The organism is Pseudomonas sp. YJ42, assembly GCF_047225135.1.
Taxonomy (GTDB): domain Bacteria; phylum Pseudomonadota; class Gammaproteobacteria; order Pseudomonadales; family Pseudomonadaceae; genus Stutzerimonas; species Stutzerimonas stutzeri_E.
Genome location: NZ_CP178378.1, coordinates 2,137,947 through 2,162,752 on the forward strand (window position 1 = coordinate 2,137,947; position 24,806 = coordinate 2,162,752).

The following is a 24,806-nucleotide window of genomic DNA, read 5'->3' on the forward strand; positions in this document are numbered from 1 at the left end:
TGTTTCTTTCATTTCGCGGTCGTTCATGACATTCCCTGAATCGTTTCTTCTTCGCCGTCAGCGGCTTATTCGCAGCTGATTACGCCACGGCGGAGCTGGTCTTCCTCGATCGACTCGAACAGTGCTTTGAAGTTGCCTTCGCCAAAGCCCTGATTGCCCTTGCGCTGGATGATTTCGAAGAAGATCGGACCGATCACCGTGTTGGTGAAGATCTGCAGCAGGATGCCATCGTCGCCCGGCGCGCCATCGATCAGCAGGTTCAGCTCGCGCAGCACCTCGGTGGGCTCGCCGTGGCCCGCGACGCGGGTGTCGACCTTCTCGTAGTAGGTCTCCGGCGTGCTCATGAAATCCACCCCGTTGGCACGCAGCTGGCGCACGGTGGCATAGATGTCGTCGGTGGAGAGAGCGATGTGTTGGATACCTTCGCCGTGGTACTCACGGATGAATTCCTCGATCTGCGACTTGTCGTCCGCCGACTCGTTGATCGGGATACGGATCTTGCCGCACGGCGCGGTCATGGCGCGGGAGAACAGGCCGGTGAGCTTGCCCTCGATGTCGAAGTAGCGGATCTCGCGGAAGTTGGCGATGCGCTCGTAGAACCCGGACCAGACGTCCATCTGTCCACGCATGACGTTGTGGGTCAGATGATCGATGCACATCAGGCCGACCGCGTTGTCGTTCGGCGTGCGGCCTTCGATGAACTCGAAATCCACGTCGTAGATCGACTTGTCGCCGTAGCGATCGACGAGATACAGCAGGGAGCCGCCAATGCCCTCGACGCAGGGAATGTTCAGTTCGCCGAAATTGGCATGACTGCCGACCAGCTTGGCGCCCTGGGATTCGACGTAGGCGGCGGCCTGGGCGGCGTTTTTCACCCGGAACGCCATGGCACAGGCACTCGGCCCGTGCTTCTCGGCGAACGCGTGGACATGCCCGGTGGGGCTACCGTTGAGGACGATGTTGATGTCGTTCTGCTGGAACAGCCAGACCTCCTTGGAGCGGTGCTTGGCCGTCTCGGTGAAGCCCATCTGGTTGAACAGCTGACGCAGCTGCTCGATACCCTCGGCGTTCGGCGCGGTGAATTCAACGAACTCGAAGCCGTCGGTGCCGATGGGGTTGTGCTGTTCGATCTTGGTCACGGCGTTCATTTTCGCCTCCTGATTCTTGTTTTGGGCGCTGCTGCACGTTTTGGCTGCGCCCATCACAAACCAGCGAAAGGAGCCGCACAAGCCCGCTGCAAGCGTCATCAACAGCGCTACGGCCAACCCACTGGCAACTTTTCTTTACAGCCTTCTGGAACCGCCCGGTGGCGACATCGCGCCGGCCCAGTCGTAACGAAAAATTGACAGCCAGGTGCGACGGCCCGTCGCACCGCACCGACTGGATCGGCTCTAGGCGGACCCACTACCCTGCCGTTCAACCGTAATCACACATCAGATCAACCCGCTCAGGTTGAGGAACACCAGCACGATGGCCAAGGGCGTACCGAAGCGCAGCAGTGTCCACCAAGCGCGGAACAGCCCGCCCTGACGAATACCAATGGCGTCACGCACCACCTTCTCCTGCAATACCCAGCCGGCGAACAGCACCGTGCACAGCCCGCCCAAGGGCATCAGCCAGTTGGTGGTCAGATAGTCGAGGCTGTCGAAGAAGGTCTTGCCGAACAGCTGGTATTCCGCCCAGTGATTGAACGAGAACACGCTGCCCAGGCTGAGCAGCCACAGCAGCGCACCGCTGGCCAGCACAGCCTTCAAGCGAGTCATGCCGAAGCGCTCGGTCATCCAGGCAATGCTCGGTTCGCTCAACGAAATCGCCGAGGTCAGCGCGGCGATCACCAGCATGACGAAGAACAGCCCGCCGACCAGTTGGCCCAGCGGCATCTGACCGAAGGCGATCGGCAAGGTGACGAAGATCAACCCCGGCCCAGCGCCCGGCTCCAGGCCGTTGCCGAACACCAGAGGAAAGATCGCCAGCCCCGCCAGCAGGGCGACGGCTGTATCAGCCAGCGCGACCAGAATCGAGGTTTTGGCGATCGAGGTGCCTTCCGGCAGGTAGGACCCGTAGACCATCATCGCGCCACAGCCGAGGCTGAGGGTAAAGAAGGCATGCCCCAGGGCCACCAGTACGCTGGTCGCGGTCAGCTTGGAGAAGTCGGGCACGAAGAGAAACTCCACGCCACGCGCGAATTCGCCATTCACCGCGGCATAGCCGACCAACGCCAACAACAGGATGAACAAGCCCGGCATGAGGAAGCGCAGCGAGCGCTCCAGCCCGCCACGCACACCAAGGCCGACGATCAGCATGGTCGCCGCCAGCACCAGACTGCCGCAGACGATCAGCCGCAGCGGGTCGGCCAGCAAGGCGCCGAACATATCGCCACTGGCTTGGCCACCGACGCCATTGAAACCGCCGCTAAAGGTCGTTGGGACGTACGCCAGGGCCCATCCAGCCACCACCAGGTAGAAGCTCAGGATGAGAAATCCGGTTAGCCCACCGAGCCACCCGGCGATGCGCCAGCGCGAGCTAGCACCCGCCTCGCGGGCCAGGCGCGCAACGGCGCCATCAGGGTTCTGCCGACCACGGCGCCCGATCATCACCTCGGCCATCAGCAAGGGGATACCGATCAGCAGGATGCAGGCGAGATACACCAGCACGAAGGCACCGCCGCCGTTCTGGCCGGTAATGTAGGGGAATTTCCAGATATTGCCGAGGCCAACCGCCGAACCGGTAGCGGCCAGGAAGAATACCCAGCGCGAGGACCAGAGACCCCGCGCCGCGCTTTGCTGAGTACGAACGGAAGCGCCACCGAGCGTGCCGGCGATGAGGCTGCTTTTGTCTGTCATTGCGGATTCCTGCTTGTTGTTTTTGTCAGGGAGGTATAACGGATACGCCGATAGCGGAGCCAGGACCGTCCGCTTTGCGAGTACGGCCCTGGAGCGCCAGATGCCTGCACGCCATCCCTTGCTGCGCCTGGCTGAGCGGCTCAACGCCTCCGTCAATGGCTCGGCAGTACGGCTGGGCTGCCGACAGAAACCGGGCGGCACAGGGCCGCCCGGAAGATCGCTAGGCGTGCAATCGCTGCTCGCTCGGCTGCACCCTGGATTCACCGATGTGCAGCCGTTCGAGGGCCAGGCGGTCAGCGATGATCGAGGTCGGTTCGCCACTGGCGGCGGCGCGATTGAAGATCTCGCGCAGGGTGTCGGCGATGCCCTTGACGTGAGTGTCGGTCTGCGCCGCGCTGCCCCCGATACGCTGGTAATAGACGTCGATGATGCCGCCGGCGTTGATCGCGTAGTCCGGCGCGTAAAGATGATTGCGCCGCTGCAGCTCGACGCCGATCTGCGGGTTCGCCAGCTGGTTGTTCGCCGCGCCGGCTATCACCGGCGCGCGCAGGGTCTGCAGGGTTTCGGCATTGAGGATGCCGCCCATGGCGCAGGGCGCGAACACATCCACGTCCAGGCCGTGGATATCCTGCGGACGCACGGCGTGTGCACCGAGCTCGTCCACCGCCTGCTGTACGTTGGCCTCGAAGATGTCGCACACCCACAGCTCGGCACCGGCTGCCTTGAGGTGCCGGGCCAGTCCGAAGCCAACGTGACCAATGCCCTGGATCGCCACTTTCAGCCCTTGAAGGTTGTCCCGACCAAGACGCTGGCGCACCGCTTCACGCAGGCCGACAAATACACCAAGGGCGGTGGAAGGAGACGGGTCGCCACTGGCGATGCTGCCGTCAAGTGTGGCGCGCGGCGTTGCACCAATGACATGACGCGTGCGCTGGGCGAAGGCCTGCATTTCCGGCTCGCCGGTGCCGGAGTCAGCCGCGGTGATATAGCGTCCGCCGAGACTGTCGACAAAATCGCCCATGGCGTGCAGCAACGCCTGGCTCTTGCCGGTGTGCGGGTCGCCGATGATTACCGCCTTGCCGCCACCGAGCTTGAGACCGGCCAGCGAGGATTTCAGCGTCATGCCGCGCGAGAGACGCAGCACATCACGCACGGCATCGTCGTCACTGGCATAAGGGAACATCCGACAGCCGCCCAGCGCCGGGCCGAGCGTGGTGTCATGGATGGCGATGATCGCACGCAGACCCGATGCCTTGTCGTGACAGAACACCACCTGCTCGTGATGATCGAAATCGGGATGGGTGAAGACGGACATTGCGGATTCCTCTTTGTTGTTTTGCTTCGGCCCGAATTCGTCGGGGCCGTTTTAATTTTTCAAGAAAACAGGCCGCGCACAGCGCTCGCCTTGTAGGAGGCGCGACCCGCAGCGAACGGCGACGGCTCGGCACCCGAGAAGCTTCGCCCCGAGGGCGGGCCTCCCACAAAAGCGATCTGTGCACGACGCTCCCCCTTGTGGGAGGCGCGACCCGCGGCGAACGGCGACGGCTCGGCGCCCGAGAAGCTTCGCCCCGAGGGCGGGCCTCCCACAAAAGCGATCTGTGCACGACGCTCCCCTTGTGGGAGGCGCGACCCGCGGCGAGCGGCGACGGCTCGGCACCCGAGAAGCTTCGCCCCGAGGGCGGGCCCCCCACGAAAGCGATCTGTGCACGACGCTCCCCTTGTGGGAGGCGCGACCCGCAGCGAACGGCGACGGCTCGGCACCCGAGAAGCTTCGCCCCGAGGGCGGGCCTCCCACGAAAGCGGTCTGTGCACGACGCTCCCCTTGTAGGAGGCGCGACCCGCGGCGAACGACGACGGCTCGGCGCCCGAGAAGCTTCGCCCCGAGGGCGGGCCTCCCACAAAAGCGATCTGTGCACGACGCTCCCCTTGTAGGAGGCGCGACCCGCGGCGAACGACGACGGCTCGGCGCCCGAGAAGCTTCGCCCCGAGGGCGGGCCTCCCACGAAAGCGATCTGTGCACGACGCTCCCCTTGTGGGAGGCGCGACCCGCGGCGAACGACGACGGCTCGGCGCCCGAGAAGCTTCGCCCCGAGGGCGGGCCTCCCACGAAAGCAGACCGGACATGGCGGCCAACCTCAAGCCGCCGGCTCGAACAGCCGCACGGTCTGCACCTCGTCGCCGCGATTTAGCTGCTCCTTGAGCAACTTCTCCTGCTGGCGAGCCTTGGCGATGGAGCGCTCCTTCACCGGGCCGTAGCCACGGATCTGTTCCGGCAGCGCGGCTATCGCCACGGCGGTGCGGTAGTTGCTTGGCTTGAGTTGCGCCAGAAGCTCATCGAGGTTGCGTTCGTACTCGCCGATCAGCTCGCGCTCGACCCGCCGATCATGGCCGTAACCGAATACGTCCAGCGGCGTCCCACGCAGGAACTTCAGCTTCGCGAGCACATTGAAGGCATTCAGCACCCATGGTCCGAGTTCACGCTTGCGCGGCTCGCCAGTGGCGCTGTCACGCTTGGCCAGCCAGGCGGGCGCCAGGTGGAACTGCAGTTTGTAGTCGCCTTCGAACTGGGCTTCGAGCTGCTGGCGGAACTCGGGCTCGCTGTACAGTCGCGCCACCTCGTATTCATCCTTGTAAGCCAAAAGCTTGAAGTAGTAGCGCGCCACCGCTTTGGACAGCGCCAGATCATCGGCCGTATCCACCTCACGCACGCGCTCGACCATCGCCCGATAGCGCTCGGCGTACGCCGCGTTCTGGTACTGGGTGAGGAAGTCCACCCGCCAGTCGACGATCTCTTCCAGGGTCTGGCAGATCGGTCCGGCCAGGCTTGGCTCGGCCACCTCGGCCGGGCGCGCCAGTTGCTCCACCACCTCGCGTTCGAGTACTGCACGACGGCCCCAGCGAAACGCCTGCAGGTTCAGCTCGGTGGATACGCCATTGATGGTGATGGCCTTTTCGATGGCCTCAGCCGACAGTGGCAGCAATCCCTGCTGGTACGCGAAACCGAGTAGGAAAAGATTGGTGGCGATGCTGTCGCCCAGCAGTCGGGTCGCCAGCCGCGTGGCGTCGATGAAGTGGGTCTTCTCCGCGCCCACCGCGTCGATCAGTGCCTCACGCATGGCCTTCCCTGGCACTTGGGCGTCGGGGTTGCGGGTGAATTCGGCGGTCGCCGACTCGTGACTGTTGATTACCGCATGGCTGATCTGGTCGTTGAGGCGGGTCAGCGAATCGTCGCCGGCCGCGACCACCAGATCGCAGCCCAGCAGCAAATCCGTTTCACCGGCGGCGATGCGCACGGCATAGATGTCGTCCTGCTTGGCGGCGATGCGGATGTGTGTCACCACCGGGCCGAACTTCTGCGCCAGCCCGGCCTGATCGAGCACCGTGCAGCCCTTGCCTTCCAGGTGCGCGGCCATGCCCAGCAGCGCGCCGAGGGTGGTAACGCCGCTGCCACCGACACCAGGAATCAGCACATTCCAGGGGCGCTCGAGGGTCGGATGCTGCGGCTCGGGCAGCTGCGCCGGATCGAGGCTGGCGCCAACGGCTTCCGGCTTGCGCAACCCGCCGCCGTGCACGGTGACGAAGCTCGGGCAGAAGCCTTCGACGCAGGAGAAATCCTTGTTGCAGGCGTTCTGGTCGATCTCGCGCTTGCGCCCCAGCTCGGTTTCCAGCGGCAGGACCGCCAGGCAGTTGGACTTCTCGCCACAGTCGCCGCAACCCTCGCACACAGCGGGGTTGATGAAGGCGCGCTTGGCCGGATCTTCCAGCTTGCCGCGCTTGCGCCGACGGCGCTTCTCGGTGGCGCAGGTCTGATCGTAGATGATCACCGAGACGCCCTTGAACTCACGCAGCTCGCGCTGCACGGCATCCAGATCACGGCGATGATGGAAACTGGTGATCGGCGCGAAGGTGTCGCGGGTCGGGTATTTGTCCGGCTCGTCGCTGACCAGGGCGATGCGCTTCACGCCTTCATCGGCGATCTGCCGGCTCAGTTGGTCGACGCGCAGCTCGCCATCGATGGGCTGGCCACCGGTCATGGCCACCGCATCGTTGTAGAGGATCTTGAAGGTGATGTTCACGCCCGCCGCCACCGCGGCACGCACGGCCAAACTGCCGGAGTGGAAATAGGTGCCGTCGCCGAGGTTCTGGAACATGTGCGGCGTGTCGGTGAACGGCGCCTGGCCGATCCAGTTGACGCCCTCGCCGCCCATCTGAGTGAAGGTCTCGGTACGCCGATCCATCCACTGCACCATGTAATGACAGCCGATGCCGGCGGCCGCGCGGCTGCCTTCGGGGACCTTGGTTGAGGTGTTGTGCGGGCAGCCAGAGCAGTAATGCGGCGTGCGCACCGTGTCGTAATTGCGTGCCGCCAGAGCCTTTTCCTTCGCGGCGAGAAAGGCCAGACGCGCCTGTATGCTGTCGCTGGTGTAGATCGGTGCGAGGCGCTTGGCGATCACTCGCGCGATCATCGCCGGGGTCAATTCGGACAGGTTCGGCAACAGCGAATTACCCTGTTCGTCGAACTCGCCGACTACCCGCGGTCGCTTGCTGACCGGCCAGTTATAGAGCTGCCCGGTGAGCTGATCTTCAAGAATGCTGCGCTTTTCCTCGACCACCAGGATCTCGTCCAGGCCCTGGGCGAACTCATGCACCGAGACCGGTTCGAGCGGCCAGCTCATGCCGACCTTGAGCACCCGCAAGCCGACCGATGCGCACAGCGCCTCGTCCAGACCGAGATCGTCCAGCGCCTGGCGCACGTCGAGATAGGACTTACCGGTGGTGATGATGCCCAAGCGCGGATTTGGCGAGTCGAGCATCACCTGATTCAGGTTGTTGGCCCGGGCGAACGCCCGCGCGGCGTAGATCTTGTACAGGTTGAGACGTTTTTCCTGGGCCAATGGCGGGTCTGGCCAGCGGATGTGCACGCCGTCTTCGGGCAGCTCGAAATCATCGGGGATGCGCGTCTTGACGCGTAGCGGATCGACTTCCACCACAGCCGACGAATCGACGTTCTCGGCGATGGTCTTGAGCGCCACCCAGCAACCGGAATAGCGCGACAGCTCCCAGCCGATGATGCCGTAGTCGAGAATTTCCTGGACGTTGGCCGGATTCAACACCGGGATCGACGCGGCGATGAACGCGTGCTCGCTCTGGTGCGGCAAGGTCGATGACTTGCAGCCGTGGTCATCTCCAGCCAGCAGCAGCACGCCGCCATGGGGCGAGGCACCCGCCGCGTTGCCGTGCTTGAAGACATCGCCTGAGCGGTCCACACCCGGGCCCTTGCCGTACCACATGGCGAATACGCCATCGTACTTGGCACCGGGAAACAGGTTGGTTTGCTGGCTGCCCCAGACCGCCGTCGCCGCCAGTTCCTCGTTGAGGCCCGGCTGAAAGTGGATGGCATTCTGCTTGAGGAAATCGCGCGCCTCCCAGAGGCTCTTATCCAAGCCGCCCAGTGGCGAGCCGCGGTAGCCGGAAATGAAGCAACCGGTGCTTAACCCCTGCGCCTGGTCGCGCTGGTGCTGCAGCATGGGCAGACGGGTCAGCGCCTGGGTGCCGGTAAGGTACAGATGTCCGGTTGCGAGCCGGTACTTGTCATCCAGGCGGATCTCGGCCAGTGACATGTGGCGCTCCTGTTTGTTTTTATCGGAGTCTGGACAGTGTTGTTCACTGTCCGCCTAAAAAGTCGTGGGCGGCTGCACGGCAAGCCGTCCCACGCCAGCGACCGGCAGGGGATCACCCCACCGTTGCGCGTTGGATAAGAGTCTGGCCGTGCCGAGGAGAGATTTTCTTTCTACTTTTGCGGTGTAAACGCCTTCGGGTGCATGATTCATCCACTTACAACAACAAAATAGGCACAACCATGCAGACCCCGCTGAGCAGCATCGACCGCAAGATTTTGCTGCTGCTGCAACACAACGCCGATTTGTCTGCTGCAGAGATCGCAGAAAAGGTGGAGCTATCGCAATCCCCCTGCTGGCGCCGCATCAACCGCATGCAGGAGGAAGGGCTGATCGAACGCAAGGTCGCCTTGCTCAATCCCAAGAAGCTCGGGCTGAACATGACGGTGTTCGTCAACATCAAGCTCTCCGCTCACGGGCGCAGCAACCTGGACGAATTCGAGCGCGCCGTGGTGGGTTATCCCGAAGTGCTGGAATGCCACACCATGGCCGGCGAGTCGGACTATCTGCTCAAGGTGGTGGCCAAGGACATCGACAGTTACGAACGCTTTCTGCGCGATCAGCTGTTGCAGCGCCCCCATGTGCAGGAAGCGCACAGTCATATCGCCATGAGTGAAGTGAAGCGGACGACCGAGCTGCCGCTGGATTAACGGCGTGGCAAGGGGATTTGGAGTGAACGAGGGCCGTCAAGAGCGCTCGCGACCCTCGTGGATCAGCTGCAACAAGCGCCGTACGGTCTGCTCCAGAGGGCCGGAATTGTCCAGTAGCAGCGCCTCATTCTGCTCCGCCGTCGAGCGAAACTGCTCATTTCGCGCCAAACGGGCTTCGATTTCCTCCAGCGGCTCACGCCCCCGAGCCAGCAACCGCTCACGCAGCACAGGCAATGCCACCGTAAGCAGCACCGCCTGTAGCTGTGGATAGCGTCTACGCGCTTCGGTCAGATAACCCCGCGACCCGTTGACCAGCACGTCCTCGCCAGCCGCCAGCCAGTCGTCGATCTGCGTGGAAATACCGTAATGCAGCCCGTGGGCTTGCCAATGCAGAGAGAAGGCACCGCGATGACGCAACTGCTCGAACTCCGCCTCGGTCACGGCGATGGCATCTTCCCCTGTGGCTTCGGCGGACCGGGTGATGACGCGTCGGGGAATTCGACATCCGCGTGCCAGCAACGGCTCGCGGGCGGCTTGTAGCAGGCTGTCCTTGCCCACGCCGGAAGGGCCCATCAGGTAGATCAATCGTCCCGTCATAAGAATTCCCTTCGTCATCGTCGCTGGGCCGGTCGGCTCATCGAATGGGTCTGTCCGTCAATCGAGCCCCGGGATACCCGTCACCCGGTCGCCCACCTCGAGCTGATGCTCGCGATACCAGCCCTGGTTGACCTCGAGCGCATAGCGCGCCGGCTCTTGCGAACAACGGATGGTCTTATCCAGCGGCGTCAGGTCGACGAGATCGACAATGCGCCCGTGTTCATCCATGAAGGCGGCCGACAGCGGCAGCGGCGTGTCCTTCATCCATAGGCAATGCCGGCGAAAATCGTCGAAGCGGAACAACATGCCGCGGTCCGCCGCCAACTCTGCGCGCCCCATCAGCCCACGCTCACGCTCGGCGGGGGAGCGCGCGTACTCCGCCTGCAAAGGTGCAACACCCACGCGTAAGTCGAGCAGCACCTCGCTGGCAGTAGCGGAGCCAATGCAAGCCAGGCTGGCCAGCGCTAACAGCAAAGCGGTGCGCATTGAAGGTTCGCCCTCAACCGGAAATTCAGGTCGGCGAAGCATACAACGTGGCGGCGCTATTCTTCGACGATCGGTGCCTCGACCACCGCCCGGTCGCTGTCGCCGTACCGCTTCTGGCAACCCTCGCAATAGAAGCTGCGGCGTTTGCTGCGACCCAGCGACTTGGCTTTGACGAAGGGGACCTTGCAACGCGGGCAGATGGATTTGGTATGCGCCAGCCAGTGCGCTTTGAGCGTACCCTCGCGCTTCCATTGAAGAAATTCGAAGCTGTAGGTGCGAACCTCCCTGGCGAGCTCGCGCAGCTTGGTCGCCGGCAAATCACCAATAAGTGACAGCGGATGAATCCGGGTACGAAACAGCACTTCATTCTTGATGATGTTGCCAGAACCGGAGAACAGCGTCTGATCCAGCAGCGCGTCGCAGGCCAACAGGCGTGGCCGCGCGCGCAGCTTTTTCAACGTCGCGCGGCCATCCCAGGCGTCGCTCATGACGTCCGCGCTCCAGTCGTAGGCCTCGTCGAGCGAACCTTCGATGGGCTGCACCGAGCAGCCGTAGAAATTCAGCTCGCCATCGGCAAAACCCAGGCTCAGGCGCGGTGTGGAGTCCTTGCGCTCATTGATCCGATAGCTGCCGAACAGAAGCAGATGAATGCGCAGCGAGACCTCGTCCAGTTCGATGAGAAAATGCTTGCCCCAGCTGCGAAACGATCGAACCGTCTGGCCCACCAGCCGCGCCTTGTCGAGCTTGGCGCTGCCCTCGGCGCGGTCGATGGTTTTGCCTTCAAATTCGGCGACTTCTTCTCGAAGAATGACGATGGATGGGCCTTCTGGCATGGCGATATCGCTTCGGCTGGTCGTTACCGATATCGACTGGAGCTCGGCGTGAAGGTGCGGCTGGAGCGACCAGGGGTGGGATCATGATCGTTATTACCAGCGCAGGCCCCGCGCGACCGGAGGACATTAAGGCTCCCGCGTGCCCGCTCGTGCGTGCGTACGGGAACGATCATTGCGCCCAAAACTGCTGCCCAGCCCAATCAACCAGCTCACCGGTGATGCCGCGCGATCAGGGCGTGAGATACGAGGAGCGAGTCAGCCCCAGCCGCAGCGCGTCGATGTACTGGGTGCGTTCTTTGGCACTGAGCCGCGCACTGGACACCTTGTCGCGGTAGTAGGTCATCAGCTCCTCGGGCGACAGATGCACGTAGCGCAGCATGTCCTCGATGGTGTCGTGGGTTTCGATGCCCGCGTGGTAGAAGCTGCCGTCCTCGCGCTGATAGACGTTGACCGAATCGGTATCGCCGAACAGGTTGTGCATGTCGCCGAGGATTTCCTGGTAGGCACCCACCAGGAACACGCCGAGGAAGTATTCCTCCCCCGCCTGGATCTCATGCACCGGCATGCTGTTCTCGATGCTCTGCTCGTCGACGTAGTGCTTGATCTTGCCATCGGAGTCGCAGGTCAGGTCCTGCAGCACGGCACGACGCACCGGCTCTTCGGTCAGCCGTTGCAACGGCACGATTGGCAGAATCTGGTCGATCGCCCAAGTATCCGGCAGGCTCTGGAACACCGAGAAGTTGCAGATGTACTTGTCCGCAAGCTTGTCGTTGAGCTCGTCAAGCACAGCGCGGTGCGAGCGCTGGCGCGCCTTAAGCTGGTTATAGAGGCGGCGACAAATGGCAAAGTAGCTCTGCTCGGACAGCGCCTTTTGCGCCAGACTCAGCTTGCCTGAGGCGTACTGGGCAGCGGCCTCGCTCATGTAGTGTGTCGCGCGCCAGTAGGTTTCGGTAACCATTTCAGGATCTGACGGCCCCAGCAAGTCGGCCAGCGACTGCACGATTTCGGGCAGCTCGTCATAGTTCTCTATCGTCGGCGCCTCGTCGTTGTGGCGCTCGAAATCGGTGACCTGCATCACCAGCACCGCATGGTGCGCCGTCATGGCCCGACCGCTCTCGGAGAAGATATGCGGGTGCGGCAATTCCTGCCGGTCGCAGAACTCCTTGAGCATGCCAACCACGGTGCCGGCATACTCATCGATGTCGTAGTTGATCGAACTGGCATTGCGCGAATGCGTGCCGTCGTAGTCCACACCCAATCCACCGCCCACATCGATGTGATCGACGGGCAAACCGAGCGCGCGCAATTCGGCGTAATAACGGATGGCTTCGCGAAAGCCGTCGCGATAGTCGGCCAGGTTGGCGATCTGCGAACCCATGTGGAAGTGCAGCAGCCGCACGCCCTGCTCCACGCCTGCCGCACGGAAACGTTCGATGACGGTGAGCAGCTGAGCAGCTGACAGGCCGAACTTGGATTTCTCGCCGCCCGTGTCGGCCCACTTGCTCGATGCCAGGGAGGACAACCGTACGCGCAGTCCAACCTGCGGGAGGATCTTCAGCTCCGCGGCTTCTTCAATGACCATGCCCACTTCGGACATTTTCTCGATGACGATGAAAACGTTATGGCCGAGCTTCTGCCCCATCAGTGCCAGGCGGATGAACTCACGATCCTTGTAGCCGTTACAGACGATGGTGCCGCCCTTCGGCGCCAGTGCCAGCACGGCCATCAACTCGGGCTTGGAGCCGGCCTCGAGGCCAATGGCGACGTTCTGCGTGGCGATGATGTTCTCCACCACCGCTTCCTGCTGATTGACCTTGATCGGGTACAGCGCAGTGTATTTGCTCTGATATTCGAGGCGCTCGATGTTGGCATCGAACGCGCCGGTCAGACGACGCACGCGGTCCTGCAAGATGTCCGGGAAGCGCACCAGCAACGGCAGCGTCAGTCCGGCATCACGCAACTGTTCGATCAGTCCGGTGAACTCGATCGCCTCGCCCGCGGGCCCCTGCGGGCGCACCTCGACATGGCCGTCGTCGCTGATCGAAAAGTAACCGGCGCCCCAGTGGCGAATGCCGTAAACGCTACGGCTGTCCGCTGCGGTCCATTGGCTGCCGTCATCTTTACGTGTGCGTCGTACGGGCATTTAAGCCTCCTGAGAAAAGGGTGAGTCTGCCGAGCCTAGAACACGACAGAAAGGCTATCCCGGTTGGACAGCCTGTGCGCAAAGAAATAAGCGCAAAACGTGATTGGGTAAGGTACTGACCTCAACCGCCGGATTTTTTTGCCTTGAATCCACGCTTGGTCAGTTCATCCAGTAGAAGCTGAACATGATCGCCCTGGATTTCTATGATCCCATCCTTGAGCGCGCCGCCCGTCCCGCAACGGCGCTTGAGCGCACCGGCAAGCTCCTTGAGCTCGGTTTCGGCAAGCGGTACGCCTGCAATGGTTGTCACGGTCTTGCCACCGCGGCCCTTGCTCTCCCGGCGGACCCGGGCGATGCCGTCGCCTTGCGCAATGACCGACTGCTTGCAGATACAGGCGTCCAGCGGCTGGCTGCAATCGGGGCAGTGCCGCCCGGCATCGGTGGAAAACACCAGTCCACCAAGGCCTGAAAAGGAAGTGGTTTTCTTGGCCACATGAACCTCTTGAGCGAAGAAATCGGCGCGGTTATCCAGGCGCCGCAAAGCCGCGCAATTTAACAGCAAAACAGGCGGACTCGAAGGGTTGCGCACGCCATGGCCGCGAACGGGTTCCGAAACCGGTACGGATATCAGAGCCGGCCACTAGGCGCGTACGGTTGAGGATCGATGCATGGTCTGTTGCCAGTCATCAGATCGGCAAGCAGCTGGCACGAAGCGGGCGCCAGCACCAGGCCGTTACGAAAGTGTCCGCAGTTTAGCCAGAGCCCGTCATGACCAGGCACCGGGCCGATGTAAGGAACCCCCTCCGGCGATGCGGGCCGCAGCCCGGCCCAGTGCTTGATCACCTCAGCATCTGCCAGAGCAGGCAGCAAATCGATAGCGGTCGCTCTGAGGCTATCCAGAGCCTCTTCGGTAGGCGTCTTGTCGAAACCGACGTCTTCCAGCGTGCTGCCTACGAGGATATGACCGTCACGGCGCGGAATCGCATAACGCCGTTTGGCCAGCACCATGCTCGGCAGGAAGTCCTCGGCGCACTTGAAAAGGATCATCTGCCCTTTCATGGGCCTAACCGGCAGTTCCAACCCAAGCGTCGCCAGCAACTTGCCACTCCAGGCTCCAGCCGCGACGACGACGCGATCGGCACGCATTTCTCCTTGGGCCGCTCGCACACCTACGATCCTCTGCCCTTCACGAAGGAATCGAGTGACGGGGCAATGCTCAACGATGTCTACGTTTGGCAGCTGGCTCAGCGCCGCCCGCAATGCCTGTAGCAGCCGAGGGTTACGCACGTTGGCGACACCCGGCATGAACACGGCTTTTGAGAATCCTTCACCAAGCGAAGGAACCGCTGCATGCACCGCATCCATGTCAACGCGATGCAGCGAACGCCCTTCGCGCTCGGCCCAGGCCAGTGCATCGTCCTCATCCTCCAGGTCCAGCCAGTACAGCCCCGTCTCGTGAACCTCAGGATCGATGTCAGTCTGCTGCAGAAGCGTATTACCCAACTGCGGATAGTAATCCTGCGACCAACGCGCCAACGCCGTCACCGCCGAGGTGTAACGCCACGGGTACAACGGCGAAACGATACCTCCACCAGCCCAGGAGGCTTCGGTGCCCGTTTCGGACGCTTCTACCAACGTTACCGATGTGCCTGCAGCAGCCAGCTTGTAAGCCGTCAGCAGGCCGATAACGCCTCCCCCCACCACAATCACATGTTGCTTCACTCAGCCTCCCGGCACTCAGGTTCACAATTTCAGCCTTTCATCCTTGGACTCAGTCCAAGGGTGGATTAAAACGTCTTGGGTTGTGGTGCCTCGGGCCTAAAAAGCTTTGACACTCAATCAATAGAGGCCAGGACGGCCGCCAACATACATGCAAAGGGAATCGCATCATGCATCGTTCTTTCAGGCAGCACGCCTTCAGTCTAATTGACCTTCTCTGCTCACTCATCTTATTGAGCATACTTCTGGCTGTTGCCATCCCGAACTTACAGTTGCTCATTAAACGCCATGAGGAACGCTCAGTGCGCGAGATGTTAACGGCTTACCTGAATGACACTAGGGCTCGTGCAATCATCAGTCGTCGCGGGCATACGCTCTGCGGCTCAAGCGACGGCTCGACCTGCAATGGCGATTGGGCGAGTAATTGGCTAGTAACTGCAGCTGATGGCGAATTGCTTCAGCGCTACCAGCTGGCATCGTCCGCAAATCTTTGCTGGCGCGGCGCAAGGGAAAGCATCGAGTTCCACCCAAACGGCACTACCCTGCTGGGCAATGGTCGGTTCTCGTTTTGTCGAAGTGATGGGGTCGCTTGGCAGCTTGTGCTGAATCGCCAGGGCCGGCTGCGCCTCGCTGACAACGAAGGCAGTGGCTGCTGCTCGACCGGCGATACCACCACTTAGACCGGTCATCTCCGCGCTCGCGACAAGCGCAACGTCGGCAGGCACGATTTTCATTGCCTAACTGTAGGAAGACAGGGACATGATTGGCGACACGAATGAACCAGGGGAAAAGACGCTTGCATTGGCCTCACCTCCGTCGGGTTTCTCCCTGATCGAACTGTTGATCGTACTGGCACTGCTCGGCATCTTCGCAGCGATTGCCATGCCTAACTTTCAACGGTTGATCGCAAGCAACCGATTGGAAAGCGCAACTGACGAATTGATTAGCCAGCTCCAGTTTGCCAGGAGCGAGGCGGTGGTAAACAACCGTCTCGTCACGGTCGAGAACACATCGGGGCAAAGTCAGCGGTGGGATCTTGGCCTGCGCATCTATACGGCTGGTGACTTCACCGCTAACCGAACTTACAACGCCAGTACCGACACGCTAATTCGTGCGCACACCGGGTTCAACCAGCCCAAAGTGACCGCGAAAGCTTCCGGCGGCGCGACAAGCTGGTTGTCGTTCCGACCAAACGGGACCCTTGCCGTGACCAATACGCAGACGATCATAGTATGCGAAGACGACGACACCACTCTCGCGCGTACTATCGAATTGCAAGCCAGCGGTCGGATCAGCAAATCCTCCACCGCGCCGACGACATGCTCGCCGTAAGGACAACCATGCGTAGAAAATCAAAGCAAAGCGGCTTCAGCATGATCGAAGTGCTAGTGGCGGTCATCATAATTAGCATCGGAGTGCTGGGCCTCGTCGCCATGCAGGGCAAAACAATCCAGTACACTCAGGATGCTTCGCAGCGAAACGTTGCCGCCATGCTGGCGAGCGACTTGATGGAACTGATACGCAGCAACCGAGACGCCGTGCTCGCTGCAAGTGGCGAGCTAAGCAGCACCTCGAACTATTATAAGGCGCTGAGCGGCTCATTCCCAACGGCTGGTGTCGCAGCATGCCGAACAGCAGCCGGCTGCACCTCTGCCCAAATGGCGACCGACCATCTGTTCCTTTGGACCCAGCAGGTGCGCAACAGCCTACCGATCGACAACAACACGTTAGCGACCTATCTCATCTGCCGAGACAGCACGCCAGAGTCGGAGGCCTGCGACAACGTTGGTTCGGCAATAAAGATCCGCACTGCTTGGTTAAGCCGAAACAGCGACTGCCCGGCCAACACACCATGTGCCGACGCTGGCGCCGTCGATAGTACTAATCGGCGTGAATTCTACCAGATCAGTTTCGAGCCATGAGGAACATCATGAAACGTTCGCCGTCATTGCAAGCGGGCCTCTCGATGATTGAATTGCTGATCGCCATGGCCATCAGCAGTTTTCTGATCCTTGGGATTACCCAGATCTTCATCGACAATAAACGCAACTATGCCTATCAGCAGAACCAGTCAGCAAATCAGGAGACGTCGCGCTTTGCTCAGCTGATGTTCGAACAGCAACTTTACAAGGCCGGCTATCGGCAGCAACCACAGGACGCCATGGTGGTTGCGTTCCCAGCCACAACCGTCACTGGTTGTCCAGCCTTTGCGGCCGGTGATGTAATCAAGCCAACAACCGATGGCCAAGGGGTCTGCTTCCGCTATCAGCGCGCGGCTGCAACCGAGCGGGATTGCCAAGGCAACTTGATTCCAAGCAGCGCTCCTATCACCGTTCGGATGCAGCGCTCGTCAACCGGAGATATTCAATGTGCCGTGAACGGCGGTGCGGCGACATCGCTGTTGTCGGGCGTCAATCAGATCCAGTTCCAGTACGGCGTCGACATTAATGCTGATCGCGCTGCAGACGCCTACGTTGCCTACAACGCTATCCCGACTAGCACCAGCGTCGTTTCCGTGCGCTATGCGACGCTGGTGGAGAGCACGTCCTCTTCCGTGGCGCTGGGTTCAGACGGCTACTACTTTCCCCTGTCGAGCACAACCGCCACTACCCCAACCGATAAGAAACTCTATCTCTCTGTGCAAGGCACAACGACGTTGAGGAATATTGCGCCATGAAACGCTTGCAGCCCTATCGAGAGCGTGGTGCCACATTAATTATTGCGCTAATCCTCCTGCTAGTCATTACGGTGCTGGCGATATCCAGCATTCGGGAAGCTGCGCTTGAAGAGCGGATCGTTGGCAATGTTCGCGACCAACAAGCTGCTTTCAATGGAGCCGAATCAGCTCTGCGCGAAGCCGAAACGCGCCTTGCGAACAACGCGGGACCGCCATCCCCAGCGACACCCTGTGCGGCAACTCTGTGTGTGCTTCCAAGTCCGCCTACCTCCATAAGTTTTATGGACTGGCGCTGGTGGCAAAGCAACGCAATTACCTATCAGGGCGCAACAACTGACAGTACCGCCTTGGGTGTCGCATCAACGCCTCGCTGGCAGTCGGCGTTTATCGGGTTCGACCCGGCAGACAGCAACGGAACAGTTGAAGTGACCGACCCGGACCTGCGCAGCAAAGGCGTCGGACCTTATTACTACCAGGTAAACGCGGCCTCACAGGGCCGCTCGACACGGACGATGACCAGCCTGCAGTCCGTAACCGTGCAGCGCTACTGAGTCGGGAATAGACCAATGAATATTGCAAACATGAGCAAGACTGCATTGAGCAGCGCACTGGTATTAGGCATCGGTGCAACCGCTCAAATATCCTACGGAGCGGGCCTGACAATTGGCCAGGAACCGCTGTTTCTCACCGAGGGTGTCGCGCCCAACCTTTTCGTGACATTGGATGACTCGGGCTCGATGGAGCGCGCCTATGCGCCAGACAATATAGGCAACTTTGATGGACGCCGATATAAGTCAGCACATTACAATCCGCTCTACTACAATCCGAGCGCGACCTACACGCTACCTAAAAAAGTCACCTACAGTAGCTCCACTGGGCTAATAACCCTGAGCGAATATAGCACGAGCTATACCCAAGCCTATATCAACGGCTATCGGACAGACCGTGGAAGCGTCAATCTATCGAACAACTACCGACCCACGGAAACCTATGTAACGACCAGCACATCGCAGGGTTTTGCCAACAATCCATCGCTAGATTTCTCAAGGAACGATAGAACTAGCGGCGTCGCTGCCTATTACTACGTTTTCGATACTACGCAACAAGGTTGTACATCGACCACTGACGACCAACTCGAAGACGATGATTGCTATCGCAAGGTAAATGTCAGTAGTAGCGAACAGCAAAATTTCGCTAATTGGTATTCGTTCTATCGCACAAGAGCACTGGCAACGCAGTCAGCGGCCAATCTTGCGTTTCTCTCTCTACCAGAGAACGTACGCGTCACCTGGCAGATGCTGAACTCTTGCTACCTCGCGGGGAATGGTACGTGCTCAGGCGGATCAGGAACGACGTATGCCAATCCGCTTCGAAACTTTGCGGGCACTCATCGTCAACAATTCTTCGACTGGCTAGCGGATACACGAGTTAACGGGGGTACTCCGCTCAAAGCGGCAACTCAGCGAGTGGGGACTTTCTTGACCACCACCGGTCAAAATAGCCCTTGGGCATACAACCCTGGCGTAGCCTCCACGCCAGCCTATTCTTGCCGCCCCTCGTATCACATACTTATGACCGACGGCGTCTGGAATGAGACTACCAATTTAGGCATCGGCAATGTGGACGGCACAAATCGTACGCTGCCAGATGGCACGACGTACACAGCACAAACACCGTACCGCGATGGCGCCAATCGTAACTACGGCAGCACGCTCGCTGACTTGGCTTTCAAGTACTGGGCGGAAGACGCCAACAGTTCGCTATCAAATGACCAGAAGCCATTCATTCCCTACGCCAACTCGAATGCCAACACTCAATATTGGGATCCGCGAAATGATCCGGCAACGTGGCAGCATTTAGTTACGTTCACCCTAGGCCTTGGACTAACGCGCAGCCTTACCTCCCCTCAGTGGAGCGGGGATACTTACAGCGGTGATTACTCTAGGCTAATAAGCGGTGAAATCGAGTGGCCGGAACCTGGCAGCAACCAGTCCCAAAACGTTTACGAACTTTGGCACGCAGCTTTGAACTCTCGCGGAGAATTCTTCAGCGTCGACTCGCCCGAAGATATGGTTACTGCATTCAAAACCATTCTGAGCCGTATCGCTGATCGCGAGACATCAGCGTCCGCCGTATCTTTGGAATCGGCGGTCACCTCTTCTGGCAACGAAGCCTATTACGCTCGTTTTTCCAGCGATAATTGGAGCGGAGAGCTGCTCAAGTACGACGTAGATAGCAATGGCGCACTTACTCTTAGCTGGAATGCCCGAGATATCCTCGCGACGCAAGGCACCGCACGCACTATTAAATATAATCGGAACGGAGCGTTGGCCGACTTTACCTGGGCCAACTTGGATACGACTCAGCAGGCGCTCTTGAATAAGACGGCAGCAGGGGTTGCGGACACCCTCGGTAGCTCCCGAGTCGACTTCATACGTGGGAGTAGAGCCCAGGAAGGCACCACATTTCGGGAGCGAAGCTATGTACTCGGGGACATCGTCCACTCGAGCCCTGTGGTCGTGGGCGCGCCAGACCGCCTGGCCTACATGATGGATCAAGCCGCAAACCCTGGTAATGCCAGTGGTTATTCGAACTACGCGGCATTCCGAGCTGCCAACATCTCGCGAGCTAAGCGCATTTATGTTGGCGCGAACGACGGCATGCTGCATGCGTTCAATGAGAACGGAAGTGAGGTCTTTGCTTATATTCCTACTGCCGTCATTAGCAAACTGAACCAACTGACCGACAAGAGCTACAAGACTAGCCATCAATACTATGTCGACGGAACGCCGATCGTTAACGATGTATACGATAGCGTTGCAGGTCAATGGAAAACGATTCTGATCGGAACCTTGCGTGGCGGAGGCCGCTCACTATTCGCTCTCGATATTACCGATCCCAACACGCCATCGCTTCTCTGGGAGTTCAGTTCGACGACTGACCAAGATCTTGGATATACATTTCCCGAGCCAGTCATTACCAAACTGCATAATGGTAAATGGGGCGTGCTCGTGGCCAATGGTTATAACAGTACGAACGACAAAGCCGCTTTGTTCGTGCTCGACGCACTGGACGGCAGTGTGATTCGCAAGCTGGAAGTGGGCCAGACGGGCACTGTCAATGGTCTTTCCGCCCCCAAAGCGGTCGATATTAACGGCGACCTAGTGACCGACTACGTCTATGCAGGTGACCTGCTTGGCAATGTCTGGCGCTTCGATCTGTTTGATGCAAGCACCACGCCACGTTTCAACAATACCGGCACCGTGAGTGCCAGTACGTTCAGAGTGGCATTCAATGGCAACCCGCTCTATACGGCCATTGCCTCGAACGGAACTACTCGCCAGGCAATCACATCCGCTCCGGCCTTGATCCGCCACCCTAGCGGCACTGGCTATATCGTCAGCTTCGGCACGGGCAAATATATCGAGACGACTGACGCCCAGGCCAACACTACCGTTGCCCAATCAATGTATGGAATCTGGGATAGGCAGACGGCAGGCGAAAGCGCTACCAGTACGCCAAGCCTCAGCCGTAGCCAGCTCGTTCAGCAGACAATGGGAGCTGCACAGACCGATACGTTTAGCGAGTCGGATAATTCTGCTGCAAGAAGTCGAGAGTTCCGCCTGATCAGCCGCAATACAGTCCAGTGGATCGCCAATGACGGCAGCGTCAATAAATACGGCTGGTATCTCGATCTTCAGGAAGGAAACACGAGAAAAGGCGAGCTGATCGCAACAGCTATGACGTCTCGTGCCAATGTCCTGATCGCGGCGACAACCACGCCTAACTCAGACCCATGCAGCTCGGGTATCGATCGCTGGTTTATTGCAATCGACGGCTACACGGGAGGCGCCACTCTTTTCAACGTCCTGGATATGACTGGAAATAATTATGTTACCGCCATGGACGCGAAAAATGGCTCTGTAGTATCGAGTGTTCGCATCCCAGGCTTCGGCGCCCCCGCCCTAGTCGGTACCGACGCATTCTTTAACACTGAAACGGGCATCCAGAAGGAGGTCCTTGACTTCGGCCCAACGTCTCGAGGCCGGCAAACATGGCGCATGATGGGAGAATGACCATGATCAGGACAACAGGCGCAATCATGATCGCCCTAGCTATCGCCAGCTCGGCCGTCGCCGCCCCTTACGAAACAATAGGCATGGTTCAGTCGGTCGATTTAGGCGGCTCCATCATCCGCGTCAACGGAAATTTTTACCGGCTGCCCAATAGGGTTACCGAAAGCCTGCATCCTAATGGCGGGCCGGTGATCCACCAGCTTCAGCCAGGCACGACGGTGTCGTTCTCTGGGGACGACGCTGCCTCACCTCCGCTAATCGAATCTATGGCGATTTTGCGGCAACCAACCGTCGAAGATTTGGAAACACTGCAGCGAGCGATGACAGATGAAGAGCAATAAAAGCGGGGGCTTCACCCTTATCGAACTGATGATCGTGGTCATCATCGTTGGTGTGCTGGCGGCAATAGCGATTCCTAGCTACCAGAACTACGTAGTACGCTCGAACCGCACGGAAGGCCTTGGACTACTCAACGAAGCGGCTGCCCGCCAGGAACGCTTCTTTTCGCAAAACAACCGCTATGCAACGACTACCGCGGAACTGGGCTATACGAGCAATGCCTCAGCTAACAACCTGTATCAGCTGGCAATCGGTAACAGCGCGACGACAGTTCAGTACAGCATGACCGCTGTGCCTCAAGGTGCCCAGGCGAGCCGCGACACATTGTGCGGCACGCTCGGCATCGATAATACCGGCGCCAAGTCCGAAACAGGTACGGGCACGATCACTGATTGCTGGAAATAGGATCAAGGATAACGGACTGCCTGGGAATCTAGCATATGGGTATCCCAAAGTAAGCCCGTCAGCAGAGCAGCCCGTTCACCGACAATTGGGATTCTGGTGCTGGCTATCCAGCCTCACGTGACTCGGCTGAACCTTCAGGCTTACCCCTTTGCGACGTGCGACTGGGTCGACTCATGATTCCAGACTTGCACAAGCCCTGTGCTGGTAGGACTTATTTGCTTTCGACTAATCCCAGACATCAGACAGTCTTCACCCGCAACTCCTTCGGCATCGAGAACGTCACGTTCTCGGGCCGGCCATCCAGCTCGTCCATACCGGTCGCGCCCCATTCGCGCAGCCGATCTATTACGCCGCGCACCAGCACCTCGGGTGCCGAGGCGCCGGCCGTAATGCCGATACGGTCGATGTTTTCGAACCACTCTTGCTTGAGGTCTTCCGCGCCATCAATTAAGTAGGCGGGCGTATCCATGCGCTCGGCCAGCTCGCGTAGGCGATTGGAGTTGGAGCTATTGGGACTGCCGACCACCAGTACCACATCGCACTCCCCGGCCAGTTGCTTGACGGCATCCTGACGATTTTGGGTGGCGTAGCAGATATCGTCCTTGCGTGGGCCGCCAATGCTGGGGAAGCGCGCGCGCAGCGCATCGATGACTCGACTGGTGTCGTCCATCGAAAGGGTCGTCTGGGTAACGAAGGCCAGTGCTTCCGGGTTCCGCACCTGTAGCTTGGCGACATCCTCCTCGTCTTCCACCAGATAGATCGAGCCGCCATTGGCCGTGTCGTATTGCCCCATAGTGCCTTCGACTTCGGGATGCCCTTGGTGGCCGATGAGGATGCATTCACGCCCTTCCCGGCTGTATTTGGTCACTTCCAGATGGACCTTGGTCACCAACGGGCAGGTAGCGTCGAATACCTTGAGGCCCCGCCTTTCCCCTTCCATCCGCACGGCCTGGGACACGCCATGGGCACTGAAAATGACGATGAAGCCATCCGGTACTTGGTCCAGCTCATCGACGAAAATCGCGCCCCGCTCCCGCAGGTCTTCCACCACGAACTTGTTATGTACGACCTCGTGACGCACGTAGATCGGAGGCCCGAATACCTCCAGCGCACGATTGACGATCTCAATGGCGCGATCGACACCGGCACAGAAGCCACGCGGATTAGCGAGTTTGATTTGCATGTGAATTCTCGGCACTCGAGGCGGTGGGTTGTGAGTGTAACGCCTGGTCAGCGCTATGACGCAAGGCCCGCCGCGGCGTGAAGCCCATCATCTAAGCGGGGGCTATGTGCTGTTGGTGGATGTACGCCGCTGGGTCTTTCAGACCGGCTTGACGTCAAATATCTCTACGTCGAAGGTCAGTGCCTTGCCGGCCAGAGGATGGTTGAAGTCAACGGTAACCTGCCGGTCGTCAAAGGCTTTGACGATGCCTGGCAGCTCCGTCTTGGCGGCATCGTTGAAAATCACCAGCAAGCCTTCAGACAGCTCCATATTTTCGAACTGACTGCGCGGCAAGGTTTGCACGTTCTGCGGGTTGTGCTGGCCGAAACCCTGTTCTGGCGCCATCTGGAAGGTGCGCTTGTCACCGGCCTTGAGCCCGAACAGCTGCTGTTCGAACCCTGGCAGCAGATTTCCGTCGCCAACCTTGAACGTCGCCGGCTGCTTGTCGAACGTGGTGTCGACCTGTTCTCCGTTTTCCAGACTTAGCGCGAAGTGCAAGGTGACCTGCATGTCCGGCCCGATGCGTTGTTCAGTCATTTACCGTTTCTCCCGTTTTACTGCTACGGAACATATCCAACGCCAGCATCACGGCGCCTATGGTGATGGCACTGTCGGCGATGTTGAATGCCGGGAAATACCAGCGGTTCTGCCAATGCACCAGAATGAAGTCGACGACATGACCCAACACCACGCGATCGTAAAGATTACCGAGCGCGCCACCCAGGACCAGTGCCAGAGCCACTGCGAGCCAGGTCTCGGCTGACTTCAAGCGTTTCATCCAAACCACCAGCACCGCGCTGACGCCGATGGCGATCACCGTGAACAGCCAGCGCTGCCAGCCGGAATGGTCGGCCAGGAAGCTGAAGGCGGCACCCGTGTTGTAGGCCAGCGTCCAGGCGAAGTAGTTCGGGATCACCTCGACCTTCTGGTACAGACTGAAGTTGGCCTCGAAGTAGTGCTTGGTCGCCTGATCCAGCGCAATGACCAGCACGCTGAGCCAAAGCCACGAGAGCTTGCCAAGGCGACCGGTCATGCTGCTGCCCTCGAATGACGGCGGCGAGCCGAAGCCCACCCTACGAGGCCGGCACTCGCAACAGACGGCAGAAATGCACGGAGGGTCGCGCAATCAGATGCGCTA

The 24,806-nt window shown here is 60.0% G+C and carries 22 protein-coding genes; 9 read left to right on the forward strand and 13 right to left on the reverse strand.

Translation table 11 applies throughout. From position 1 onward, the window contains the following. Positions 1 to 65: 65 nt before the first annotated feature. From hppD to ACL0K2_RS09655, 4 genes are all read right to left on the reverse strand, one after another. Entirely contained in the window at positions 66 to 1,148 is a 1,083-nt protein-coding gene (hppD, locus tag ACL0K2_RS09640; RefSeq protein WP_413044307.1) for a 4-hydroxyphenylpyruvate dioxygenase, read from the reverse strand. A 285-nt stretch (positions 1,149 to 1,433) separates the two neighbouring features. Beyond that, positions 1,434 to 2,843 carry a sodium-dependent transporter gene (locus ACL0K2_RS09645; protein ID WP_413044308.1) on the reverse strand — a complete coding sequence of 470 codons (1,410 nt, stop codon included), beginning with the start codon at positions 2,841 to 2,843 and terminating at the stop codon, positions 1,434 to 1,436. Between the two features lie 220 nt (positions 2,844 to 3,063). Further along, positions 3,064 to 4,158: a Glu/Leu/Phe/Val dehydrogenase dimerization domain-containing protein gene (locus tag ACL0K2_RS09650; protein ID WP_413044309.1), complete on the reverse strand. Its 1,095-nt coding sequence runs from the start codon at positions 4,156 to 4,158 to the stop codon at positions 3,064 to 3,066. A gap of 820 nt (positions 4,159 to 4,978) precedes the next feature. Next, on the reverse strand, positions 4,979 to 8,464 hold the full coding sequence (locus ACL0K2_RS09655) for an indolepyruvate ferredoxin oxidoreductase family protein (RefSeq protein WP_413044310.1): 3,486 nt from the start codon (positions 8,462 to 8,464) through the stop codon (positions 4,979 to 4,981). 239 nt (positions 8,465 to 8,703) lie between these two features. Between ACL0K2_RS09655 and ACL0K2_RS09660 the strand changes: the two genes are divergently transcribed. Continuing rightward, a complete protein-coding gene (locus ACL0K2_RS09660) occupies positions 8,704 to 9,171 on the forward strand; it encodes an Lrp/AsnC family transcriptional regulator (RefSeq protein WP_019340442.1) in 468 nt (155 codons plus the stop codon). Positions 9,172 to 9,207: 36 nt separating this feature from the next. Here ACL0K2_RS09660 and phnN read toward each other — a convergent pair whose 3' ends face one another. The 6 genes from phnN to thiO all read right to left on the reverse strand — a co-directional run bounded on the left by phnN (position 9,208) and on the right by thiO (position 14,952). Further along, the gene (gene phnN, locus ACL0K2_RS09665) at positions 9,208 to 9,768 is read right to left on the reverse strand and encodes a phosphonate metabolism protein/1,5-bisphosphokinase (PRPP-forming) PhnN (protein ID WP_413044311.1); all 561 of its coding nucleotides are present in this window, start codon (positions 9,766 to 9,768) and stop codon (positions 9,208 to 9,210) included. 57 nt (positions 9,769 to 9,825) lie between these two features. Next, complete coding sequence (locus ACL0K2_RS09670; protein ID WP_045160704.1) at positions 9,826 to 10,254, reverse strand: DUF192 domain-containing protein; 429 nt, start codon at positions 10,252 to 10,254, stop codon at positions 9,826 to 9,828. A 56-nt stretch (positions 10,255 to 10,310) separates the two neighbouring features. Further along, positions 10,311 to 11,087, reverse strand: a complete 777-nt coding sequence (locus tag ACL0K2_RS09675; protein ID WP_413044312.1) for a DNA-formamidopyrimidine glycosylase family protein — start codon at positions 11,085 to 11,087, stop codon at positions 10,311 to 10,313. A gap of 229 nt (positions 11,088 to 11,316) precedes the next feature. Further along, a complete protein-coding gene (gene speA, locus ACL0K2_RS09680) occupies positions 11,317 to 13,230 on the reverse strand; it encodes an arginine decarboxylase (protein WP_045160702.1) in 1,914 nt (637 codons plus the stop codon). A 121-nt stretch (positions 13,231 to 13,351) separates the two neighbouring features. Beyond that, positions 13,352 to 13,723, reverse strand: a complete 372-nt coding sequence (locus tag ACL0K2_RS09685) for a translation initiation factor Sui1 (RefSeq protein ID WP_045160718.1) — start codon at positions 13,721 to 13,723, stop codon at positions 13,352 to 13,354. Between the two features lie 134 nt (positions 13,724 to 13,857). Next, the gene (thiO, locus tag ACL0K2_RS09690) at positions 13,858 to 14,952 is read right to left on the reverse strand and encodes a glycine oxidase ThiO (protein ID WP_413044313.1); all 1,095 of its coding nucleotides are present in this window, start codon (positions 14,950 to 14,952) and stop codon (positions 13,858 to 13,860) included. 167 nt (positions 14,953 to 15,119) lie between these two features. Between thiO and ACL0K2_RS09695 the strand changes: the two genes are divergently transcribed. The 8 genes from ACL0K2_RS09695 (at position 15,120) to ACL0K2_RS09730 (ending at position 22,446) form a co-directional block, all read left to right on the forward strand. Then, entirely contained in the window at positions 15,120 to 15,629 is a 510-nt protein-coding gene (locus ACL0K2_RS09695; protein ID WP_413044314.1) for a Tfp pilus assembly protein FimT/FimU, read from the forward strand. A 79-nt stretch (positions 15,630 to 15,708) separates the two neighbouring features. Beyond that, positions 15,709 to 16,281, forward strand: a complete 573-nt coding sequence (locus tag ACL0K2_RS09700) for a GspH/FimT family pseudopilin (RefSeq protein ID WP_413044315.1) — start codon at positions 15,709 to 15,711, stop codon at positions 16,279 to 16,281. 41 nt (positions 16,282 to 16,322) lie between these two features. After that, positions 16,323 to 16,871, forward strand: a complete 549-nt coding sequence (pilV, locus tag ACL0K2_RS09705) for a type IV pilus modification protein PilV (RefSeq protein WP_239611640.1) — start codon at positions 16,323 to 16,325, stop codon at positions 16,869 to 16,871. Between the two features lie 8 nt (positions 16,872 to 16,879). Continuing rightward, positions 16,880 to 17,626, forward strand: coding sequence for a PilW family protein (locus ACL0K2_RS09710; RefSeq protein WP_239611639.1), 747 nt, complete (start codon positions 16,880 to 16,882; stop codon positions 17,624 to 17,626). After that, on the forward strand, positions 17,623 to 18,177 hold the full coding sequence (locus ACL0K2_RS09715; RefSeq protein ID WP_413044316.1) for a PilX N-terminal domain-containing pilus assembly protein: 555 nt from the start codon (positions 17,623 to 17,625) through the stop codon (positions 18,175 to 18,177). The genes ACL0K2_RS09710 and ACL0K2_RS09715 overlap by 4 nt, the downstream gene beginning before the upstream one ends. 15 nt (positions 18,178 to 18,192) lie before the next feature. After that, positions 18,193 to 21,702 carry a pilus assembly protein gene (locus ACL0K2_RS09720; protein ID WP_239611637.1) on the forward strand — a complete coding sequence of 1,170 codons (3,510 nt, stop codon included), beginning with the start codon at positions 18,193 to 18,195 and terminating at the stop codon, positions 21,700 to 21,702. Positions 21,703 to 21,704: 2 nt separating this feature from the next. After that, complete coding sequence (locus tag ACL0K2_RS09725) at positions 21,705 to 22,043, forward strand: PilY2 family type 4a fimbrial biogenesis protein (RefSeq protein ID WP_413044317.1); 339 nt, start codon at positions 21,705 to 21,707, stop codon at positions 22,041 to 22,043. Beyond that, positions 22,030 to 22,446: a type IV pilin protein gene (locus ACL0K2_RS09730; RefSeq protein WP_413044318.1), complete on the forward strand. Its 417-nt coding sequence runs from the start codon at positions 22,030 to 22,032 to the stop codon at positions 22,444 to 22,446. Before ACL0K2_RS09725 ends, ACL0K2_RS09730 begins: the two co-directional genes overlap by 14 nt. 238 nt (positions 22,447 to 22,684) lie before the next feature. Here the strand turns inward: ACL0K2_RS09730 and ispH are convergent, their stop codons facing one another. From ispH to lspA, 3 genes are all read right to left on the reverse strand, one after another. Continuing rightward, the gene (ispH, locus tag ACL0K2_RS09735) at positions 22,685 to 23,629 is read right to left on the reverse strand and encodes a 4-hydroxy-3-methylbut-2-enyl diphosphate reductase (protein ID WP_239611634.1); all 945 of its coding nucleotides are present in this window, start codon (positions 23,627 to 23,629) and stop codon (positions 22,685 to 22,687) included. A gap of 138 nt (positions 23,630 to 23,767) precedes the next feature. Further along, positions 23,768 to 24,205, reverse strand: coding sequence for an FKBP-type peptidyl-prolyl cis-trans isomerase (fkpB, locus tag ACL0K2_RS09740; RefSeq protein ID WP_239611633.1), 438 nt, complete (start codon positions 24,203 to 24,205; stop codon positions 23,768 to 23,770). Further along, positions 24,198 to 24,701, reverse strand: a complete 504-nt coding sequence (gene lspA / locus ACL0K2_RS09745; protein ID WP_045160691.1) for a signal peptidase II — start codon at positions 24,699 to 24,701, stop codon at positions 24,198 to 24,200. Before lspA ends, fkpB begins: the two co-directional genes overlap by 8 nt. Positions 24,702 to 24,806 lie beyond the last annotated feature (105 nt).

Bases quoted from the DNA above. Each gene is read 5' to 3' on its own strand.
- hppD (WP_413044307.1), bottom strand. From the start codon at position 1,148: ATGAACGCCGTGACCAAGATCGAACAGCACAACCCCATCGGCACCGAC.
- ACL0K2_RS09645 (WP_413044308.1), bottom strand. From the start codon at position 2,843: ATGACAGACAAAAGCAGCCTCATCGCCGGCACGCTCGGTGGCGCTTCC.
- ACL0K2_RS09650 (WP_413044309.1), bottom strand. From the start codon at position 4,158: ATGTCCGTCTTCACCCATCCCGATTTCGATCATCACGAGCAGGTGGTG.
- ACL0K2_RS09655 (WP_413044310.1), bottom strand. From the start codon at position 8,464: ATGTCACTGGCCGAGATCCGCCTGGATGACAAGTACCGGCTCGCAACC.
- ACL0K2_RS09660 (WP_019340442.1), top strand. From the start codon at position 8,704: ATGCAGACCCCGCTGAGCAGCATCGACCGCAAGATTTTGCTGCTGCTG.
- phnN (WP_413044311.1), bottom strand. From the start codon at position 9,768: ATGACGGGACGATTGATCTACCTGATGGGCCCTTCCGGCGTGGGCAAG.
- ACL0K2_RS09670 (WP_045160704.1), bottom strand. From the start codon at position 10,254: ATGCGCACCGCTTTGCTGTTAGCGCTGGCCAGCCTGGCTTGCATTGGC.
- ACL0K2_RS09675 (WP_413044312.1), bottom strand. From the start codon at position 11,087: ATGCCAGAAGGCCCATCCATCGTCATTCTTCGAGAAGAAGTCGCCGAA.
- speA (WP_045160702.1), bottom strand. From the start codon at position 13,230: ATGCCCGTACGACGCACACGTAAAGATGACGGCAGCCAATGGACCGCA.
- ACL0K2_RS09695 (WP_413044314.1), top strand. From the start codon at position 15,120: ATGCATCGTTCTTTCAGGCAGCACGCCTTCAGTCTAATTGACCTTCTC.
- ACL0K2_RS09700 (WP_413044315.1), top strand. From the start codon at position 15,709: ATGATTGGCGACACGAATGAACCAGGGGAAAAGACGCTTGCATTGGCC.
- pilV (WP_239611640.1), top strand. From the start codon at position 16,323: ATGATCGAAGTGCTAGTGGCGGTCATCATAATTAGCATCGGAGTGCTG.
- ACL0K2_RS09710 (WP_239611639.1), top strand. From the start codon at position 16,880: ATGAAACGTTCGCCGTCATTGCAAGCGGGCCTCTCGATGATTGAATTG.
- ACL0K2_RS09715 (WP_413044316.1), top strand. From the start codon at position 17,623: ATGAAACGCTTGCAGCCCTATCGAGAGCGTGGTGCCACATTAATTATT.
- ACL0K2_RS09720 (WP_239611637.1), top strand. From the start codon at position 18,193: ATGAATATTGCAAACATGAGCAAGACTGCATTGAGCAGCGCACTGGTA.
- ACL0K2_RS09725 (WP_413044317.1), top strand. From the start codon at position 21,705: ATGATCAGGACAACAGGCGCAATCATGATCGCCCTAGCTATCGCCAGC.
- ACL0K2_RS09730 (WP_413044318.1), top strand. From the start codon at position 22,030: ATGAAGAGCAATAAAAGCGGGGGCTTCACCCTTATCGAACTGATGATC.
- ispH (WP_239611634.1), bottom strand. From the start codon at position 23,629: ATGCAAATCAAACTCGCTAATCCGCGTGGCTTCTGTGCCGGTGTCGAT.
- fkpB (WP_239611633.1), bottom strand. From the start codon at position 24,205: ATGACTGAACAACGCATCGGGCCGGACATGCAGGTCACCTTGCACTTC.
- lspA (WP_045160691.1), bottom strand. From the start codon at position 24,701: ATGACCGGTCGCCTTGGCAAGCTCTCGTGGCTTTGGCTCAGCGTGCTG.